Genomic DNA, 20,358 nt, shown 5'->3' with positions numbered 1-20,358 from the left:
TTAAAAGTGTTTTGGTAGCTTTATTAATAATCTTACAGAACTGAACAAAATGACAAAACCTACATATAAAAAAATCATAATTGTAATGACTATTATTACAAGCGTTACTATGTTATTATCCTTTTTAGTTAATAGGCTTATTGAACAGAAATTAGGACAGGAGTTTCAAAAGGTATCCGAATCTACTAAAATCGAATATGCAACCATTAATGCTAATATATGGACAGGTAATGTTGAGGTGGTATCTCCAACAATCGTTATCTCAGGAGAAACAACCCAAAAAACGATTTTAGACGCAAAACTTAAATCTATAGAAATTAATGATGTTGGCTATTGGGATTTACTTTTTAACGATAAAATAATTATTGAATCTCTTGTGATTGATGAGCTCGTTGCAAAATACAAGCATAATTCAGTCGTGAAGAATGAGGATTATCATAGCAGCTTTCTAGATAAAATCAATCAAGTTATTCATGCCGAAAAAATCCTGATTAATAAAGCGGATATTTTAATAACGAATTATGAAAGTGACTCTTTAATTTTAAGTATTCCTAACCTTAATTTCGAATTATTGGACTTTCAAATCGACCCAAAAGCTTCAAAAGTAAATAAGAAAATAGCATATAAGGATTTTGAATTACATGCTAAAAATGTAAAATGGGCAACGAATATGTATGATAACCTAATGGTAGATACCATGTATATTACTGATAATACTGCCACATTTAAGGACTTCAAACTAAAAACAAAATATGCTAAAGTTCAATATTCAAAAGTTTTAAAAACGGAGCGCGACCATTTCGACCTAAACATAAAGGAGATTAATATGTTTGATATGGATTTTGGTTTTAATACAGATGATGCTTTTTATTTCATTTCAAAAAAGGTCGATTTGAATTCACCGATAGCAGAAATATATAGAGACAAATTAGTTGCAGACGATTTATCGTATAAAACATTGTATGGAACCTTACTACGGGATTTGTCTTTTAACTTGGGATTAGAAAAGGTTATAATTACCGATGGAAGTATTTCATACTTAGAAAAAGTCAATGTTGAAGAACGGGCTGGTCGTTTAGATTTTACAAACTTAAATGCCACATTTACAAAATTAGGAAACACCTTTGGAAATGATGATACAGCTATTGAAATACAATCCACTTTTATGAATGATTGTCCTTTAAAAGTGAATTGGAATTTTAAAGTTGCAGACACTACAGATCAATTTACGTTTAAAGCCGATTTAGGTTTTTTTAGTGCAACTCAGATGGATCAGTTTACACAACCGAATCTTTTTGTCGATTTAAATGGGGAATTAAAACAAACGTATTTTACTGTAAGTGGGAATCCTAAAATGGCTCGAATAGATCTCAAAATAGCCTATGATGATTTTGAAGTTTCAATCTTAAAGAAGAACGGAAAAGAGAAAAATAATTTTCTTTCAACAATTGTTAACCTCTTCGTTTCTAACGATAGTGAGGATGAAAAAAAGAATTTTCGCTATGGGCAATCGGAGAATGTAGAACGCGATGTAACGAAATCTGTATTCAATTTTGTTTGGTTAAATATAAAAGCAGGGTTGTTATCGGCAATGGCTGGTGATGGTAAAAAAGAGCATTAGAGACTCTGTTTTCTGATATATTGTTTATAATTTATACCGTTTCCATGCGGTAAACTATAAGACTATCCGTAATTTTACATCTTCAAAAATTTTTAGATTGGAAAAGTATCTTAGTCAACTTAATGAGGCTCAGTTAGCGCCTACTGTACAGATTGATGGACCAATGATTATCATTGCTGGTGCAGGTTCTGGAAAAACACGTGTGCTCACATATCGTATTGCTTACTTAATGAGCAAAGGAGTGGATGCCTTTAATATTTTGGCATTGACCTTTACAAATAAGGCGGCCAAAGAAATGAAAGGTAGAATTGCTGACATCGTAGGAGATGGTGAAGCTAAGAACCTTTGGATGGGAACATTTCACTCTGTTTTTGCAAAAATTTTGCGTTTTGAAGGCCATCATTTAGGGTATCCTAGCAACTTTACAATCTACGATACACAAGATTCACAAAAATTAATGGGTTCTATTATTAAAGAAATGGGACTCGATAAAGATATTTATAAAACGAAGCAGGTTTATAGCCGAATTTCATCTTATAAAAACAACCTTGTTACAGTAAAAGCATATTATAAAAACCCAGAATTGATGGAAGCCGATGCTATGGCTAGACGTCCTAGAATGGGAGAGATTTACAAAGAATATGTAGAGCGTTGTTTTAAGGCTGGGGCAATGGATTTTGATGATTTATTGTTACGAACAAATGAACTTCTAACACGCTTTCCTGCAGTATTAGCACAATATCAAAATCGATTTAGATACATATTGGTAGATGAGTATCAAGATACCAACCATTCGCAATATTTAATTGTAAGAGCTTTAGCGGATCGTTTTCAAAATATATGTGTTGTAGGTGATGATGCCCAGAGTATCTATGCTTTCCGTGGTGCAAATATTAATAATATTTTAAATTTCCAGAAAGATTATGACGGTGTAAAGATGTACCGATTAGAACAAAATTACCGTTCTACAAAATGTATTGTTGGTGCAGCAAATTCTGTTATAGAACACAATAAAACCAAATTAGATAAAGTTGTTTGGACAGCAAATGATGTCGGTGAGAAAGTAAAAGTACACCGGGCTCTGACAGATGGTGATGAAGGACGTTATGTTGCCAGTACTATTTGGGAAACTAAAATGAATGAGCAACTTCACAACAGTGATTTTGCTGTATTATACCGTACCAATGCACAGTCTAGAGCTATTGAAGATGCCTTGCGTAAGCGTGATATTCCTTATCGTATTTACGGTGGTTTATCCTTTTATCAACGTAAGGAAATTAAAGATTTAACCGCTTATTTGCGTTTAGTTTTAAACCCTTCAGATGAAGAAGCACTTAAACGTGTTATTAATTATCCGGCCAGAGGAATTGGTCAAACTACAGTAGATCGCCTAATTGTAGCTGCTAATACTTATGGTAAAACCATTTTTGAAGTCTTACAGAATTTAGATAGTATTGATATTAATATCAATGGTGGTACTAAAAATAAATTGAGAGATTTCGTAACACTCATTGAGAGTTACCAAGTGATGAATCAGACCGCAAATGCTTTTGATTTAGCGGAACATGTTACTAAAACAAGTGGGTTAATACGAGAACTGAACAAGGATGCTACACCAGAAGGTGTGGTGAAAATGGACAACGTTCAAGAATTGTTAAACGGTATTAAAGATTTCGTTGAAGGTCAAATAGAATTAGCAGATGCTGGGGATTCTTTAGCCGAATTCTTAGAAGATATCGCTTTAGCAACAGATTTGGATGGTGATAAAGGAGATGCAGATCATGTGGCCTTAATGACCATTCACTTAGCAAAAGGATTAGAATTTAGCCATGTATTCATCGTTGGTTTGGAAGAAGATTTATTTCCAAGTGGCATGAGTATGAATACCCGTAGTGAATTAGAAGAAGAACGTCGTTTGTTTTATGTAGCTTTAACTAGAGCAGAAAAACAAGCGTATTTAACATATACCTTATCGCGTTACCGATGGGGAAAATTAATAGATGCAGAACCTAGTCGATTTATTGAAGAAATCGATGAGGAATTTGTAGATATCGTCACACCATTAAGAGAACAACGTATAAATCCAATGTTAGATCAGTCTATATTTGGAGATATTGAACCTAATCGCATTCGATTCGCGAAACCAAAAACAGCAAAAATTTTGAGAAAAGAGTCTAAGAAGAAACCTGAGAAATTTCAAATTAGTACACCGAAAAAGATGAAGCCACTTGCCGATACTCAAGAACCAACAGGCTCATTTAATACTAAATTGGCCGTTGGAAACACCGTCAATCATGATCGATTTGGTAGAGGTGAAGTGATGAAAATTGAAGGAGCTGGGGCTGATGCAAAAGCTGAAATTAAATTTCAGAATGGAGATACTAAAAAACTACTCTTACGTTTTGCAAAGCTTGAAATCTTAAGAACAAAGCAAGACTAAAGCTGCGTTTCAATAAACGTTTTTAACTTTAGAGTTGTATCTAGCAAATTAAGACCAGTCCATCCGTGTCCTTCATTAGGATACAAGGTAAACTGATGTGTAATGTTAAGCGCTTCTAGTTTGTCTCGCATCGCTGTACCTTGTGTTGTTGGAATTAAAAGGTCTTGACCTCCATAGAATAAAATCGTAGGAGGAGATGTTATTGTGACGTTATGATAAGGACTTACCTCTTCTAAAAAATCTATTGCTGTATTTATTCCAAATGTATCTAAAACGTCTTGGAGTAAGGGGGTGGTATGGTTTAAGTAAGCAGGATCTGTAAAATTAGTCGGACCAACGATACTACATACCATTTTAACTTGATGTTCAGTATCAAAAGCATAACTCCAGAGTAAGGACAAGTGTGCGCCAGCACTAGTTCCTACAAAGCCTAGGCTATTTGAAATGGTATAATGTGATTGGTTGGTTTTTAGGTGATTAACAACACTAGTGATATCATCAATTTGCATAGGATAGGGGGGATGGTTTTCATCTGCTAATCGGTAATTAATATTTACTACAGCGTAATTGGGCATTTGATCTTTAATAAAAGTTTTAAAAGCATCCATATCAGCTTTGTCGCCAGAATTCCAACCACCTCCATGAACCAAAACTATTGTTTTTGTCTGAACAGTTCGGTTAGCAGGTAAGTACAAATCAAACACCTGATCATCATCATTACCATAAGAAATATTGAGTTCTTCGTACAGCTCTGTCGTGTTTAAAGGGGATAGTCCATTATAATCGGAAGACTCAGAAGCACAAGATGTCACTATTAAAATTAATAGAAAAAAGATGAATACAAGTTTTAAATGGTTCATATTGAAAAAAATATAGTTACTTTGTATAACGTATTTGAAAGGTACATATTATGGCGGACTTTATTAGAATATATCCAGAAAACCCGAATCCAAAAGAGATTCAAAAAGTAGTTAAAGTACTAAAGAATGGTGGATTAGTAATTTATCCAACAGACACGGTTTATGGTCTAGGTTGTGATATTACTAATGTAAAGGCCTTAGAGCGTATTGCTCAAATTAAAGGAGTAAAGCTAGAGAAATCTAATTTTTCATTTGTTTGTGAAGATTTAAGTAATTTAAGTGACTACGTAAAGCAAATTGATACAACAACGTTTAAAATTTTAAAACGCGCTTTACCAGGGCCCTATACGTTTATTTTGCCAGGATCTAAAAATTTACCTAACCCATTCAAAAAACGAAAAACAGTCGGAATTAGAGTACCCGATAATTCTATAGCTTTAGCCATAGTTTCAGCATTAGGGAATCCAATCGTTTCAACATCTATAAGAGACGAAGATGATGTTTTAGAATATACTACAGACCCAGAATTAATACTCGAAAAATGGGATAATTTAGTAGATATAGTTATTGATGGCGGTTATGGTGATAACGAAGCATCCACTATTATTGATTTATCGGAAGAAACGCCTATTGTAATAAGAGAAGGTAAGGGTAGTTTGGAGATTTTTTAGACTGTTTTTTAGATTTTACTAATATCGGTTTTTACACTGTAGAACAACAAGTGTTTATTAATCAGTGTTTTATGGGTGTTTTTTTATGAAAAATAAGAATTACAAAGTGTAAAAATGATGCAGTTTTATTTTTTTCTTACACATAACTACACTTAAACGTATTTATTTGCTTTTTGTGGTGTTTTTTTATACTTTTACCGACGGATTAATTAACATAACTTAAAATTTTGAATACAAAAGCAAAAATTTACACAGCCTTTTCATTATTATTATCAACTTACGGTTTTTCTCAAGCAGGGCCAGGAGGAGTAACAACCGATAATGAAATATGGCTAAAGGCCGAAAATAGCACTTATACAGATGCTGGTACTACTTTAGGAGCTAATGATTCTGCGATACAGCAGTGGAATGATGCATCAGGAAACGGTAACAATGCCTTACAGCTTTCATCAGCTCTTAGACCTAAACTAAAAACAAACGCTATAAATGGCTATTCAGCTTTAAATTTTGATGGTAATGATGATAGAATCTTGGTAACAGGTGTAGGACATGGCGATGAAGTAAGTTTATTTGTTGTGCTAAAAGCTACGTCTTTTAGTGGTGGTACAGGAGGTATTGTTCAAGCAGGACCATCGGGAACTGCGTTTTCAAATGTTATAGAAAATAAATCTATAGGAATGTGGGCTAGTTCTAATGGACGTATTTGGGGAAGAGGAGTGCAATTTGATGGGGTTGCTAAGTCTCTTAGTAAATATACAGGAACAATTTTAACAAATAATGTTCCATATCTTATTACACAAGATTTCAATGGAACAGATATAAAACAATATGTAAACGCAAAAATCTCTGGTTCAGTAGGGTATGATGGGACTTTACAAAGCTTTAGTGATTTTGGTATTGGTAAACAATCGGGTGATAGTTTCAACGGAAACATAGCTGAAGTCGTTTTTTACACAAGATCACTTAATTTAGCAGAAACAACGATTGTTGAAAATTATTTATCTGCAAAATATGGTACAGCTTTAGACGGTTCTAAAGATTTTTATGCACAAGATAATACTGCTAATGGAGATTTTGACCATCATGTCGCAGGTATAGGTCAAGCATCAGATGGGAGTAATCATGTAGATTCAAGAGGAACAGGAATTGTGCGTATAAATACACCTTCGAATTTATCGGATGGTGATTTTTTATTTTGGGGAGAAGATACTAAAGACCCTGCATATGATTTCGTTACAAACACAGCAAACCATTCAGAACAGTTAACGTCAAAGTGGCGTGTAAGTAAAGTAGGTGATTTAGGTACAGTAACAGTAGAATTAGATATTACTGCTATTAGTGCAGCTACAGAAGGTTGTCAAGGTTTACAGTTGCTTGTAAGTAACGATGATACTTTTACTACATCAACAGCTTATAATTTAACAGTTTCAGGTAATACAGCAACAGCAACAGGTGTTTCTTTTGCTGATGGAGATTATTTTACATTAAGTTTTATTTCTGATATTGTTTGGGATGGTACAAATTATTTTAAAGGATCAGTAGTGTCCGCTGCTCCAAGTGCTACGGATTCTTGTTATGGGTTAATCATAAAATCAGGTACTGATGCGGTTCTTAGTGCAGATGCAACTGTAAAATCAGTATTGGTAGAAGCAGGAGCGAGCTTAACGATTAATTCTGGAGTTACCTTAACGGTTACGGATGCAATGACTTTAAAATCTGTATCTGATAGTTATTCAAGTTTAATCTTAAATGGTACTATTAATGGTACCATAAACTACGATCGTCATGTAAATATCGTCGGCACAAGCACTGGTGGTGGAAATGACTTAATAGCTTTGCCATTAACTCCACCAGGTGGCCTTACATTTGATGCTTTTATTAATCTTGGTTCACCAACAAACGCAACTAAACTTGCAACAAACGGATCAGTATATGCTTTTGGGCCTTATGATAATACGGCTAATGAGCCTGTTTATGAAAATTTTGCCGTAAACGCTACTACCGCTTTAGAAACGGGAAAAGGATATAGAGCCGCAACGACTACTAGCGACCAAGTTTTAACTTTTACAGGAGATGTTGTTACAGGTAATGTGAGTGCTCCTATTAGTAATTCTGATGGCGGAAATCAATGGAATTTAGTTGGTAATCCTTACCCGAGTTATCTTAGTGCTTCTGAATTTTTAACGGCTAACGCAGCAGTTTTAGATGAGGATGCTGTAGCCATTTATGGTTATAATAGTGGAGTTTATTCAGGAAGTGAAGCTACTACAGGTAATTTTACTATTATAAATGCTGCCACAACTGAAACGCTAAATATAGCACCTGGTCAAGGATTTATAGTTGCAGCTAAAAATGCTACTGGGAATGTTGTTTTTAATAATGGAACATCTGATACCGTAGATATGAGAACACTTATAGGTTCTGATGATTATATAGAAGGTAGATCGTCAGCTATTAGTTATAATCTTAAATTGGATCTTGTAGGTTCTAAAAACTATAGAACAAGTTTTTACTTTAATGATGATTCGAGCTTAGGATTAGATCCTGGTTATGATGCTAAAGTATTTGGTACGGTACCTCCATTTGCGCTTTACTCTCATTTAGTAGAAGCTAATGAGGATGTTAATTTTGCACTTCAATCTTTAAACACTTCAAATTTGAGTAATGTTACCATTCCTCTTGGTGTGAATGCTAATCAAGGTCAGCAAATTGCATTTACTATTTCACAATCGACATTACCAAATACTGTAGAAGTATATTTAGAGGATACAGTTGCAAACGTCACAACATTATTAAATTCTGCTGATTATATCTTAACACCAAATACGGACTTAAGTGGAACAGGTCGTTTCTATTTACGTTTAAGTAATAGTACATTATCTACAAATGTAAATACTCTTGATGTATTAACGATTTATACTAATAAAGCTGATAAAACTATTGTTGTTGCAGGTCAGTTAGTAGGGGCAACTAAGGCTACAATTTACGATTTACAAGGACGCGTTATAATTTCGAAAAATTTGAACACGTCTAGTACATCTCAAGCCATTGATGTGAGCGGATTAAGTTTAGGTGCTTATATTGTGGAATTAAACAATAGAACACAGTATAAAACTCAAAAAGTAATATTGAAATAGGCGTGGTCTACGCCATCAATTAAAGTAACCAGGAGAGTGAAAGCAAGTATTTAAACTATTATTCTTTTACTCTCACTGGTTTTTTTACACTATAGAATAAAACCAACCCAATAATTCCTGTTACAAAAAAGCCAATAAAAAGAGGTAATACCGAGGTTTTTACAAAACTACCTATGTAATTAGCAATAGGTACAGCCATTATGGTAGATATAAAACCATTAAGTGCAGATCCTACTCCAGCGATATGCCCCATAGGTTGCATGGCTAAAGCTCTATAATTTCCAAATAAAAATGCTACACTCGCAAATTGAATCATTAAAAAGGGTATAAGAATTTCAATTGGTGGATTTACACCCGACCAAAAAAGGATTACAAAAATTAAGGAGTTGAGCACAAAGACTATTAAAGCGATATTTACTAAATTCCACATGCCAAAACGCATTACAATGGCACTGTTTAAAAACGTTGCCAGACCAATAGTTACAGCTAAGCTAGCAAAAATATAAGGGAACATGTCGCCCAAGTCATATTGTACTTGAAAAATTTGTTGAGAAGTACTTAAATACACCATAAAAGAGCCTGTAGCCAATCCCGAAAGTAGGGTGTAAATAACCGCAGATTTTATTCTAAAGAACGTAATGACACCAGATTTAAAAATGGATAATCGGAATGTTTTTTGATATTTTTTATGAAGTGTTTCTGGTTGACGTCTCCAAAACCATAATATTATCAAAAATCCAAAGACGAGATTAACAATAAATATGGATTGCCATCCAAAATGGCCCAATAAGAACTGACCTAATATGGGGGCAATTACAGGCACTAAAATAAAGGTCATGGTGACGACAGATAGAATTTTAGCCATATGATCTCCATCGAATGAATCTCTTACTATGGCAATACTCATGGTTCTAGGTGATGATAAGCCAACGCCTTGTAATACTCGTCCCAAAAGCATGATCTCAAAATTCCGTGTGGTAATACAAACCATAGAAGCAATTACAAAAACACCAAAACCAAAATAAACCATTGGTTTTCGTCCAAAACTATCGGATAATGGCCCAAAAATAAGCTGTCCAAATCCTAAGCCTAAAAATATTGCTGTAATAAGTTTTTGATTTTCAGTTTCACTCGAACTGTTTAAATAGTCACCTATTTTAGGTAAAGCAGGTAATACTGCATCGATTGAAAGTGCTACAATAGACATTAAGGCTGCCATTAATACCACAAATTCTAACTGAGACCTTTTTTGATTTTGCATTAGGCAAAAGTAAATTAATTATTACCTATTTTTGATTATAAATAAGACTAATATTAATATTTTAAAAGTTTACTAAAGGATACATTGATAACGTTGTTTAAAAGAGACCTTAATCGATTAATTGAAGAAATTAACTAGTATAAGGAGGATGCCAAGCTTTGGAAAATAGATGGATTAAGTATTCATCTTATTAGAAATTTAAACTATTTTATAGGTGTTGTATAAGGTGATTCAGGATATATAAGATAACGAGATTCCGATTTAAAGCAAGATTATAAATTTTATGTTTTTAATGAAGCGATGACAATTGAATATTTTTTGATTCATTTAAATTCGCACCTATCATATCAATTAAGACAAATTAATTACCACAGACGATTAATTGAAAAATAGAATAACCTCTCAGGTTTTTAAACCTGAAAGGTTTAGATTTTATTTAAGATGTTTTTAATTACAACGGAATATTACCGTGCTTTCTGTTAGGCTTAACAACATCCTTATTTTCAAGCATACTAAAAGCCTTTATTAATTTACGTCTTGTGTTTTGTGGTAGAATGACATCATCAACAAAACCACGTTCAGCGGCACTATAAGGATTTGCAAATAATTTAGCATACTCAGCTTCTTTCTCTTTCCATTTGGCTTCTTTATCATCGGCCTTAGAAATTTCACGTTTAAAAATAATTTCGGCGGCACCTTTTGCACCCATCACTGCTATTTCTGCATTTGGCCAAGCGAAATTCATATCTGCTCCGATGTGTTTAGAGTTCATTACATCGTAAGCTCCTCCGTATGCTTTTCTCGTAATTACTGTTATTCTCGGAACAGTGGCTTCACTAAACGCATAGAGTAGTTTTGCTCCATTTACAATAATTCCATTCCATTCTTGGTCTGTTCCTGGTAAAAATCCAGGAACATCTTCTAAAACTAATAATGGAATATTAAAACAATCGCAAAAGCGTACAAAACGTGCTGCTTTTTTAGAACTGTTGACATCTAAAACCCCAGCTAAAAACATCGGTTGATTAGCGACTATTCCGATACTTTTCCCTGCTAAACGTGCAAAACCTACAATAATATTTTCGGCATAATCTTTATGGATTTCATAGAAAGAATCCTCATCAATAATACCACCAATGACTTGGTGCATATCGTAAGGTTTATTCGGATTATCAGGAACTATAGCGGCTAACGATTCTCGGACTTCTTCGTTAAGTTCATAAGGTAAATCATCGGGCTTTTCCTTATTGCTTTGTGGTAAGTAACTCAATAGTTTTTTAATGTCTTCAAGACATTCAACATCATTTGTAGATGTTATGTGAGCCACACCAGATTTTGAAGAATGTACACTTGCACCTCCTAACTCTTCACTCGTTACTTCTTCATTTGTTACGGTTTTAACAACGTTTGGTCCAGTAACAAACATATAACTGGTATCTTCAACCATCATAGTAAAATCGGTCATTGCAGGCGAATAAACAGCTCCACCAGCGCAAGGCCCCATAATTGCAGAAATTTGAGGAATAACACCAGAGGCCTGAACATTTTTGTAAAAAATATCAGCATAGCCACCTAAAGAACGTACACCTTCTTGAATACGTGCTCCTCCAGAATCATTTAAGCCAATAATTGGAGCACCAACGTTAACGGCCATATCCATAATCTTACAGATTTTTTCGGCATGGGTCTCGGATAAAGAACCACCAAAAACAGTAAAATCTTGTGCAAAAACATAAATCAGTTTTCCATTAACGGTACCGTAACCTGTAACCACACCATCTCCGTAAAACTGCTGGTCAGCCATTCCGAAGTCCTTGGTTCTATGGGTCACTAAAGCGCCAATTTCTTCAAAAGAACCTTCGTCTAATAAATACATTACACGTTCTCGAGCGGTTAGTTTTTTATTTTGATGCTGTTTATCAATTCGGGCTTGTCCTCCTCCTAGTTTAGCTAGGTCTAGTTTGTCCTTTAAAATTTTTATTTTATTGCTCATGCTTTTATAGTTCTCGCTTTTTGTTTTCTATCGAAATCGCAAAGCTGTATGTAATTCTAATTGATATTATAAGTCTAAACGTTTAATGAATCTCTATTTTTTGTTAACAGCGATTAATTAGGTATACGTAAAACTTTTTGTTCTTTTAAATAATGCTTTAAGGCAATTTTTGCTGCGATTTCAGCTTCCAATTGATGTTGCGTTTCTAAAAGGCTAGGTGAGTAGTAATTTTCTACAAAATGAGTGTCAAAATTTCCACTTCTAAACGCTTCATGTTCAAAAACAAAACGTCCAAAAGGTAATGTAGTTTCTACTCCTATGATTTGATAATTGTCAATGGCCTCTATCATCAATTCAATGGCTTCTTCACGTGTGTTTCCGTAAGTTATTAATTTTGAAAGCATTGGGTCGTAGTAGATAGGGATGTCCATACCTTGTTCAAAACCATTATCAACTCTTATATTATTTCCTTTAGGTAGTTGGTAAACTTCTAAATTTCCAACACTTGGTAGAAAATCATTCATAGGGTCTTCTGCATAAACTCTAAGTTCTAAAGCATGACCGTTTATTTTTAAATCTTCTTGTTTGATATGTAATGTTTCTCCTTTTGCCACTCTTATTTGTAGCTCAACTAAATCCACTCCAGCAATCCACTCAGAAACGGGATGCTCTACTTGAAGTCTTGTATTCATTTCTAAAAAGTAGAAATTGAAATTTTCATCGAGTAAGAATTCCACAGTACCAGCACCAATATAATCACAAGAGCGAGCTACATTTATGGCGGCTTGTCCCATTTTTTCTCTTAATTCTGGAGTTAAAACAGGAGAAGGTGCTTTTTCAACTACTTTTTGATGTCGACGTTGAACAGAACATTCGCGTTCAAATAAATGGATGACATTACCATGTGTGTCTGCCATTATTTGGATTTCGATATGTCTTGGTGAAGCCACATATTTTTCAATGAATACAGAACCATCGCCAAACGCATTTTTGGCTTCGCTGATAGCTCTATCCATTTGCGATTCAAATTCGGCTTCGTTTTCAACGATTCGCATCCCTTTTCCACCACCTCCGGCAGAGGCTTTAATAAGAATAGGGAATCCTATTGTTTTTGCAATATTTTTAGCTTCAGCAATATCTGTAATAGCTTCGTCAGTTCCAGGAACCATAGGGATATCATAAGCTTTAACCGTTTCTTTTGCAGCTAATTTACTTCCCATTACTCGGATAGCTTTTGAACGTGGGCCTATAAAAATGATATTATTGGCTTCACATAATTCAGCAAAATCAGCATTTTCACTAAGGAAACCATAACCAGGATGAATGGCATCGACATAAAGTGATTTTGAAACTTCGATAATTTTATCACCTCTTAAATACGATTCGTTAGATGGTGCTGGACCAATACATACAGCTTGATCTGCATATTTGACGTGTGGTGAATTTCTATCGGCTTCAGAAAATACGGCGACTGTTTTAAGGCCCATTTTCTTTGCGGTTTTCATAACTCTTATGGCGATTTCTCCTCTGTTTGCGACTAGTATTTTTTTCATCTTAATGCCTGCGAAAGCAGGTATCTTTTTAATTTATATGTATTTATCTAAAGGTTCTCGATACATTCTGGCGAAATAGTCAGAATAATCGAACTGATGATTGGTTTATTCAAACTCTATTAAAAGTGAGTTCTTATCAACTGTTTCTCCTTGTTTTATATGAATGGATTTTATAACTCCTTCACGAGGTGAATTGATGACATTTTCCATTTTCATGGCTTCTAATATTAATAAAGCATCATCTTCTTTAACCTCTTGACCTACTTTGACATTAATTTCTAAAATCAAGCCAGGCATTGGTGCTTTTATATCATTGATTTGCTTTGTTGCGCCTATTTCAAAACCTAAAGCTTCAATTTGTTGGTCTAAAGCGTCATAAATATCAACCTTATAGATACTATTGTTCACTTTTACGGTATACAGTTTTTTATTGAAATCAGTGTCTACAATCGCTGCTTTTATAGGTGTGTGGTCTTGAAGTATATGATAGTTATTACTTGACGTTTCTACAGCATCGAGCTTTTCCATGTGATCTTTCGTGACATTAAAAGTATAGGATGCGTTGACTTTTATTTTGTACATAAATTTCAGTTTTTGTGTATTTGGTAGGTAATTTTCAAATCAATTGCAAAATATGAAATTATTAACTTTTATTTTCTGAATTCTATAAAGATTTGAAGTTTGAATTTTTTTGGTGTGCATTAATCGCTTTCTTAGAAAGTATAATTCCAACAATGAGCGATATAAATGCACCGATAGAAATTCCTGGAATAAAGTTGATAAATAAGAAAAAATCATAGGCACCATGAAATAAGATTGCTAACAATAAGCCGGTTAAATTAAGGAGTATTCTATTTTTTGAGAATTTTGCTTTACCCATAAAATATCCCATAAGAACTCCAAACGTTGCGTGCGCCGGAACTGCTGTAAATGCTCTTAAAACGGCAATTTCATAACCTCCATTTAAGACATACATAATGTTTTCTGTACAAGCAAATCCCATAGATACCATTACGGCATAGATAATACCGTCGTAAGGTTCGTTAAATGCTTTTTGGGGTTGTGCATAGTATTTTACAATAACATATTTGCTAAATTCTTCTGCTAAGGCCACTACGATAAAGGCTTGAATAAACTGTTGGAAAATGCTAAAATGATCCGTAATTGGTATTAAGTGTCCTGTAAAAAAGTACAAAACAAAGACGATTATAATGCTTACAATCGCACCAAAAAGAAAGCTGTAAATTAATAGGTTTCTAGGTTCTTTTTCGTGTTTATCTTGGACATAAATATATAGAAGAATGGCAAAGACAGGTGCAATGGCTAATAGGAGTAGATTCATAAATCAAAAATAATTAAAAAAGAGACAAGAGTTGTTTTCTGCTTTTAGAGTCTAAAAAAATATAGACTATGTTAGTGATAAAGTGACTTGTTAAAACGGCAATAGCAGCTCCGGTAACATGCCAAATAGGAATGAGTAGGTAGCACAGAATAACGTTTGCAATACAGCCTAGAATGAATCGGTATACGTTTTTTTGTAGGTCGTTTGTATTGATAAGGTGTTTTTCGTAAATCATTCCTATAAATACAAAGAGGGGAGCCCAACAGAATATTAATAAAGGGGTTTTAGCTTCGGCAAAGCTCTCTGTAAAATAAGTGCTTAAAATAGCATTCCCGAAGAGCGTGTATAGGACACCAATGAGTATGGCCAAAGCACACATAATAATTAATAACCTTCTTATTTTTTTGATATAAAGCTGCCTGTTGTTTTGAAAGGATTCTGCGAGAGAAGGGTAGAGTGCGTTGATGATCGAAAATCCGATGTTCCAACTCAAAGCAATCACTAAAAATTGAACGGTAGCAAAGATGCCATTGGCATGATCTCCTAGAAAATATTTTAAAAACAGCTCGTCAATTGTGATATAAAACATAACTAAACTATTGGAGATGATTAAAGGAAACGACATTTTTAATAATGATTTTCCTAGAGGCCAAGAAAAGGTCCTGTGTTGAAATGAAAATTGTTTTTTATACTTTAAAATGAGTGTGTAAATTAAGCCTTGAATAAAACAATCGAGGACAATAAGTTTGGCAAAATAATAGACATCTAGTTGGTGTTTAACTCCATAATATTGTAAAAACACAATAATGATTAAACTCGTTATTTTACTCAGGAATATGATTTTTGTCTGTTTTTTTGCCAATAAATAATATTCAAAAACATCGGTAAGCTTAAAAAGATAACTGATAGTTATGATGTAATACAATCCCTTTAAAGGACTACTTCCTGAGACATAAAAATAAATAAGGATTCCTGTTAAAATAACAATCCAGCTTATAAGACGAAGGTAAAATGCAGTAGCTAAAATTTGTTGACTTCGTTTGGGATGAAATACAATTTCTCTGATACAGATGCTAGATAAGCCTAAAAAAAATAAAGGAGTAAGCATGCCTAATATTGATTCAACAAATTTGAGTTTTCCTATATCTACTGTTCCTAATAAACTGAATATTTGTGGAACAATTAAGACACCTGTAATAAGTTGTATTAGTTTTTCTAATGTAAACCACTTGGTTGCAATAAAATCCTTTTTACTAAAGACCGATGCCATGAATCATATTTGGGTGCTCAAAGATATAAAAAGCATTTCCTTTCAGTCATTTCAAAGTTTATTATTACATTCGTTTTTCAATTTATTTAATGACTCCAGAGTTTCTTCGTCGCTATTATATTTTACGTATAATTTCAAACCCTAAAGTTTATGGTATTGAAAAAAATGGGTATGTCCCTTTGGAAGATCTACAAAGATCTTTAGATCAGTTGCGTGCCGATAATATGGACGATCCGCTTTACGATAAGCTGAATCTTCACAGTCAAAAAACGATTAAGCGCGATTTGGATAAAATTAAATCCTATTATCAAGCTATTATTTTACATAAGCGTAATTACGGTTATTATGTTGATGGTTATGAAATTAGTGAAGCCTTAAAAGAAATTTACGAAAAAACAGAACTCTATCTTTTGCATCACCATGCCCATGCATGGAAAACGTATGTGACCACAGCACGCAGTTCGTTGAGCTCGCAAGTGGATTTGGTACCTTTAATTCACGCTATAGAGCAGCGCCTATTAATTAAAATAACCTATCACGGCTGGTACGATGATAGCTTTAAAACGATCTCTGGTTTTTTTCAAGGTTTGCACATTAAAGAAATTAATAAAGCGTGGTATTTAATGGCGTATAACGAGAACTATGGAATATACGCATTTTGTTTAGATAATAGAGTTAAAAATCTGTCTATTAGTAAACAGCAAGTTAAACAACCAGTAGATTTTAGTCCAAGGGATTATTTTAAAAATGTTATAGGCATTTTAAAAACGGATATAAAAGCAGAATGGATTCATATCGCCGTAGCTAATCATCATTATAAGTATTTAGAAAACAATCCTTTACATCAATCGCAGCAAATCGTAACACGTCCGAAAGAACTTGATACACAAAATTTAGACTATAAAAACCCTAATATTTGGGGTGAAATAAAAGTGTATGTTGAGCCTAATTATGAATTCTTAATGGAAATCTTAAAATACAACCTTTGGGTGAAGGTGGTTAGTCCGTTACATGTTAAAGCTTATGTTAAGCATCATTTGCAGTTAATGCTGAGTTACTATAATTAGATTCTTTTTTAATTAAGGGGCTTTGTGAATTCAAGAGGACTTATCTGTTTTTATAAATTAGTATAGCTTTCTTTTTATAAATATGAAACAGACACATTTTGACTGTTTCGGGGTTATTTTTGACCAAGCTAATAGTTAGGAAGATTTTCTTAAGAGAATTGAATTCTAGATTTATTAAATATTTACGATTTGAAACCACAAAATACGATGTAGGGATCGCTATTTATTAATTACAATGGGGTAATAGTTTCAACCGTGACTAGCTGAAAAAGCCTCAACCGAATAGGTTGGGGTTTTTATTTAAATAGAAGTATTAATTACTACAGCTTTAGTATTTGGTTTTGTATGGCCTTATGTACTTTAAGATAATAATTATAATTGCTAGCCACAAAATGATTATTGTTTTCGCTTTCTTCTAATAAAGCTTCAAATTCATCAAAAGACACTAATTTTAAGGCTTCAACTTCTTCCTCTTGTATTATTAAATCTGTTAAATCAACATGCAATTCAGCGATATATACCTGATGAAATTCATTGTCCTGAATCTGACCATCAGCATAACGCGTTTCATGAAGAAAAACACCAATATGTTTTAGATGATGTGGTTCTAACTGTAATCCGATTTCCTCTTTAGTTTCTCGTAGAGCAGCTTCAATAAAAGTTTCACCAGCGTTTATGTGTCCAGCGACAGAGACATCCCAAAGCAGTGGATAAATCACTTTTTTGTGTGAGCGTTGTTGTAAAAGAATTTCGCCTTTATTGGTAAATAACCATAAATGAATGGTGTTGTGATACAAACCTTTGGCATGAGCTTCAGATTTTAAAGCTGTTGTGCCAGTTGGATTACCGTTTTTGTCAACGATGTCTAGAATTTCGTCCATAAAATAAATAGACCTGTCAGGTTTTCAAAACCTAACAGGTCTTAAATAAGTTTATTTAAAATAACTAAACGTTTCTCCGTCTTCTATTTTCAATAACGTTTCATAAATTAATTTAATCACGTTTTCTACATCGTCTCTATGCACCATTTCTACTGTGGTATGCATGTAACGCAAAGGCAATGAAATTAAAGCAGAAGCGACACCTCCGTTACTGTAAGCAAAAGCATCAGTATCAGTTCCTGTGGCTCTAGAAAGTGCGGCACGTTGAAAAGGAATTTTCTTTTCTTCAGCTGTATCCGTGATTAAATCACGTAATTTTTGTTGAACAGCAGGAGCATAAGCGATGACTGGTCCTTTTCCGATTTCAGCATAACCTTGTGTTTTTTGCTCAATCATTGGAGTGGTGGTATCGTGTGTTACATCAGTGACAATAGCCACATTTGGCTTAATCGTTTGGGTAATCATTTCAGCACCACGTAAGCCTATTTCTTCTTGTACAGAGTTGGTAATATAAAGTCCAAATGGTAAAGTCTTCTTATTCTCTTTTAATAAACGTGCCACTTCAGCAATCATAAAACCACCCATTCTGTTATCTAAAGCACGACAAACAAATTTGTCGTTATTTAGAATATGAAATTCATCCGGATAAGTAATCACACAGCCCACATGAACTCCCATGTTTTCAACTTCTTCTTTGTCTTTTGCTCCGACATCGATGGTAATATTATCTGGTTTTGGTGCTTGTTCTTTGGCTTTATTTCGCGTATGAATTGCTGGCCAACCAAAAACACCTTTTACGATGCCATTTTTAGTATGGATATTCACAATTTTACTTGGAGCGATTTGATGATCACTTCCTCCATTTCTAATCACGTAAATTAAACCGTTATCAGAAATGTAGTTCACATACCAAGAAATTTCATCGGCATGTCCTTCAATAACCACTTTGTATTTTGCTTTAGGATTAATTACTGCTACTGCAGAACCATAAGTATCTGTGATAAATTCATCTGCATATGGTTTTAGGTAATCCATCCAGATTTTCTGTCCCTCCCATTCGTAACCTGTAGGTGACGCGTTATTTAAATATTTTTCGAGGAAATCGAGTGATTTTTTATTAAGTATGCTTTTTGAAGCCATAATATATGTTTTGAATTTCTGTAAAAATAAAAGGATTTCCTAAGCTTTTAATGCCTTTTGAAAATTTTTTGTAACAAATTCTGCTATTTTTACACTAATACAACAATAATCTTAAACTTAAATGCAAACGATGAAACATCCATCCCAAAAATTTGATAATTATTCAAATTATTAATTGGATGTTGCATGTGACCATTAGAAAACAAATAAACTTAAACACATGAAATTAGTTATAACTAACCTTACTAAAACTTATAAAAATGGTGTAAAAGCTATTGATAATCTGAATCTTGAAATTGGAACAGGGATGTTTGGTCTTTTAGGACCAAACGGCGCAGGGAAATCGTCGTTAATGCGAACCATTGCTACATTACAAAGTCCGGATTCTGGATCTATAATGTTTGGTGATATTAATGTTTTAGAAGATAAAATGGCTTTGAGAAAAGTTTTAGGTTATTTACCGCAATCGTTTGGTGTCTATCCAAAAATGTCAGCAGAAGCCTTATTAGATTATTTTGCAACCTTAAAAGGTATCAGTTCAAAGACCGACAGACAAGCTTTAGTAAAAGAAGTATTAGATATTACCAACTTATATGATATGCGTAAAAAACATGTGGCTGGTTATTCTGGTGGAATGAAACAACGTTTTGGTATTGCACAGTTATTATTAAACAACCCAAAATTAATTATTGTAGATGAACCAACTGCAGGATTAGATCCAGCAGAACGTCATCGTTTTCTTAATGTGCTTCGTGAAGTTGGTACCAATTGTACGGTCATATTTTCAACACATATTGTTGAAGATGTAAAGGAGCTTTGTAACGATATGGCCATTTTAAATGGTGGTTGTATTTTAAAACAAGCCACGCCATCTCAAGCAAGACAAGAATTACAAGGTCGTATTTGGACTAAGATTATTGATAGAGATGATTTAGAAGCACACGAAGCACAATACAATTTATTATCGTCTAATTATAATGAAGATAACTCACTTAATATCCGTGTTTTTAGCGATAGCCAACCTAGTGACGATTTTAAATCTATAGAACCGCAATTAGACGATGTGTACTTTATAGCACTAAAACAAGACGAACCCGTAAGTGCTGTTTAATTTTAAACCTA

Annotated in this window: 15 protein-coding genes; 6 read left to right on the top strand and 9 right to left on the bottom strand. The window is 33.7% G+C overall.

Annotated features, from left to right (window positions below; genetic code table 11):
- Positions 1 to 49 precede the first annotated feature (49 nt).
- Positions 50 to 1,621: a hypothetical protein gene (locus ACXGSQ_RS14295; protein ID WP_458626829.1), complete on the top strand. Its 1,572-nt coding sequence runs from the start codon at positions 50 to 52 to the stop codon at positions 1,619 to 1,621.
- Positions 1,622 to 1,718: 97 nt separating this feature from the next.
- A complete protein-coding gene (locus tag ACXGSQ_RS14290) occupies positions 1,719 to 4,061 on the top strand; it encodes an ATP-dependent helicase (RefSeq protein ID WP_458626828.1) in 2,343 nt (780 codons plus the stop codon).
- Here the strand turns inward: ACXGSQ_RS14290 and ACXGSQ_RS14285 are convergent.
- Entirely contained in the window at positions 4,058 to 4,921 is an 864-nt protein-coding gene (locus ACXGSQ_RS14285; RefSeq protein WP_458626827.1) for an alpha/beta hydrolase, read from the bottom strand. The two genes, ACXGSQ_RS14290 and ACXGSQ_RS14285, sit on opposite strands and share 4 nt — an antisense overlap.
- Positions 4,922 to 4,971: 50 nt before the next feature.
- Here ACXGSQ_RS14285 and ACXGSQ_RS14280 point away from each other — a divergent pair, with 50 nt between their 5' ends.
- Both ACXGSQ_RS14280 and ACXGSQ_RS14275 read left to right on the top strand, forming a co-directional pair.
- Complete coding sequence (locus ACXGSQ_RS14280) at positions 4,972 to 5,592, top strand: L-threonylcarbamoyladenylate synthase (RefSeq protein WP_458626826.1); 621 nt, start codon at positions 4,972 to 4,974, stop codon at positions 5,590 to 5,592.
- 227 nt (positions 5,593 to 5,819) lie between these two features.
- Positions 5,820 to 8,729, top strand: coding sequence for a T9SS type A sorting domain-containing protein (locus ACXGSQ_RS14275; protein WP_458626825.1), 2,910 nt, complete (start codon positions 5,820 to 5,822; stop codon positions 8,727 to 8,729).
- Between the two features lie 58 nt (positions 8,730 to 8,787).
- On the opposite strand, the gene ACXGSQ_RS14270 is transcribed toward ACXGSQ_RS14275, so the two are convergent.
- From ACXGSQ_RS14270 to ACXGSQ_RS14245, 6 genes are all read right to left on the bottom strand, one after another.
- On the bottom strand, positions 8,788 to 9,990 hold the full coding sequence (locus tag ACXGSQ_RS14270) for a multidrug effflux MFS transporter (protein WP_458626824.1): 1,203 nt from the start codon (positions 9,988 to 9,990) through the stop codon (positions 8,788 to 8,790).
- Between the two features lie 451 nt (positions 9,991 to 10,441).
- The gene (locus tag ACXGSQ_RS14265) at positions 10,442 to 11,983 is read right to left on the bottom strand and encodes an acyl-CoA carboxylase subunit beta (RefSeq protein WP_458626823.1); all 1,542 of its coding nucleotides are present in this window, start codon (positions 11,981 to 11,983) and stop codon (positions 10,442 to 10,444) included.
- A gap of 113 nt (positions 11,984 to 12,096) precedes the next feature.
- Complete coding sequence (gene accC / locus ACXGSQ_RS14260) at positions 12,097 to 13,536, bottom strand: acetyl-CoA carboxylase biotin carboxylase subunit (RefSeq protein WP_458626822.1); 1,440 nt, start codon at positions 13,534 to 13,536, stop codon at positions 12,097 to 12,099.
- A gap of 105 nt (positions 13,537 to 13,641) precedes the next feature.
- Positions 13,642 to 14,127: an acyl-CoA carboxylase biotin carboxyl carrier protein subunit gene (locus ACXGSQ_RS14255; RefSeq protein ID WP_458629366.1), complete on the bottom strand. Its 486-nt coding sequence runs from the start codon at positions 14,125 to 14,127 to the stop codon at positions 13,642 to 13,644.
- Positions 14,128 to 14,200: 73 nt separating this feature from the next.
- A complete protein-coding gene (locus ACXGSQ_RS14250; protein ID WP_458626821.1) occupies positions 14,201 to 14,878 on the bottom strand; it encodes a PrsW family intramembrane metalloprotease in 678 nt (225 codons plus the stop codon).
- A 13-nt stretch (positions 14,879 to 14,891) separates the two neighbouring features.
- Entirely contained in the window at positions 14,892 to 16,148 is a 1,257-nt protein-coding gene (locus tag ACXGSQ_RS14245) for a flippase (RefSeq protein ID WP_458626820.1), read from the bottom strand.
- An 89-nt stretch (positions 16,149 to 16,237) separates the two neighbouring features.
- Here ACXGSQ_RS14245 and ACXGSQ_RS14240 point away from each other — a divergent pair, with 89 nt between their 5' ends.
- On the top strand, positions 16,238 to 17,215 hold the full coding sequence (locus tag ACXGSQ_RS14240; RefSeq protein WP_458626819.1) for a helix-turn-helix transcriptional regulator: 978 nt from the start codon (positions 16,238 to 16,240) through the stop codon (positions 17,213 to 17,215).
- Positions 17,216 to 17,535: 320 nt separating this feature from the next.
- On the opposite strand, the gene ACXGSQ_RS14235 is transcribed toward ACXGSQ_RS14240, so the two are convergent.
- Together ACXGSQ_RS14235 and ACXGSQ_RS14230 are read right to left on the bottom strand one after the other, a co-directional pair.
- Positions 17,536 to 18,096, bottom strand: coding sequence for an NUDIX hydrolase (locus tag ACXGSQ_RS14235; protein WP_458626818.1), 561 nt, complete (start codon positions 18,094 to 18,096; stop codon positions 17,536 to 17,538).
- A 51-nt stretch (positions 18,097 to 18,147) separates the two neighbouring features.
- Positions 18,148 to 19,236, bottom strand: a complete 1,089-nt coding sequence (locus tag ACXGSQ_RS14230) for a M42 family metallopeptidase (protein ID WP_458626817.1) — start codon at positions 19,234 to 19,236, stop codon at positions 18,148 to 18,150.
- Between the two features lie 220 nt (positions 19,237 to 19,456).
- Between ACXGSQ_RS14230 and ACXGSQ_RS14225 the strand changes: the two genes are divergently transcribed.
- Entirely contained in the window at positions 19,457 to 20,347 is an 891-nt protein-coding gene (locus ACXGSQ_RS14225; protein ID WP_458626816.1) for an ABC transporter ATP-binding protein, read from the top strand.
- The last annotated feature ends 11 nt before the right edge of the window (positions 20,348 to 20,358 follow it).

It is taken from the genome of Winogradskyella sp. PC D3.3 (genome assembly GCF_054366245.1).
Note: the sequence above shows the minus strand (reverse complement) of the source record. Positions and strands in the feature narration are given on the sequence as shown.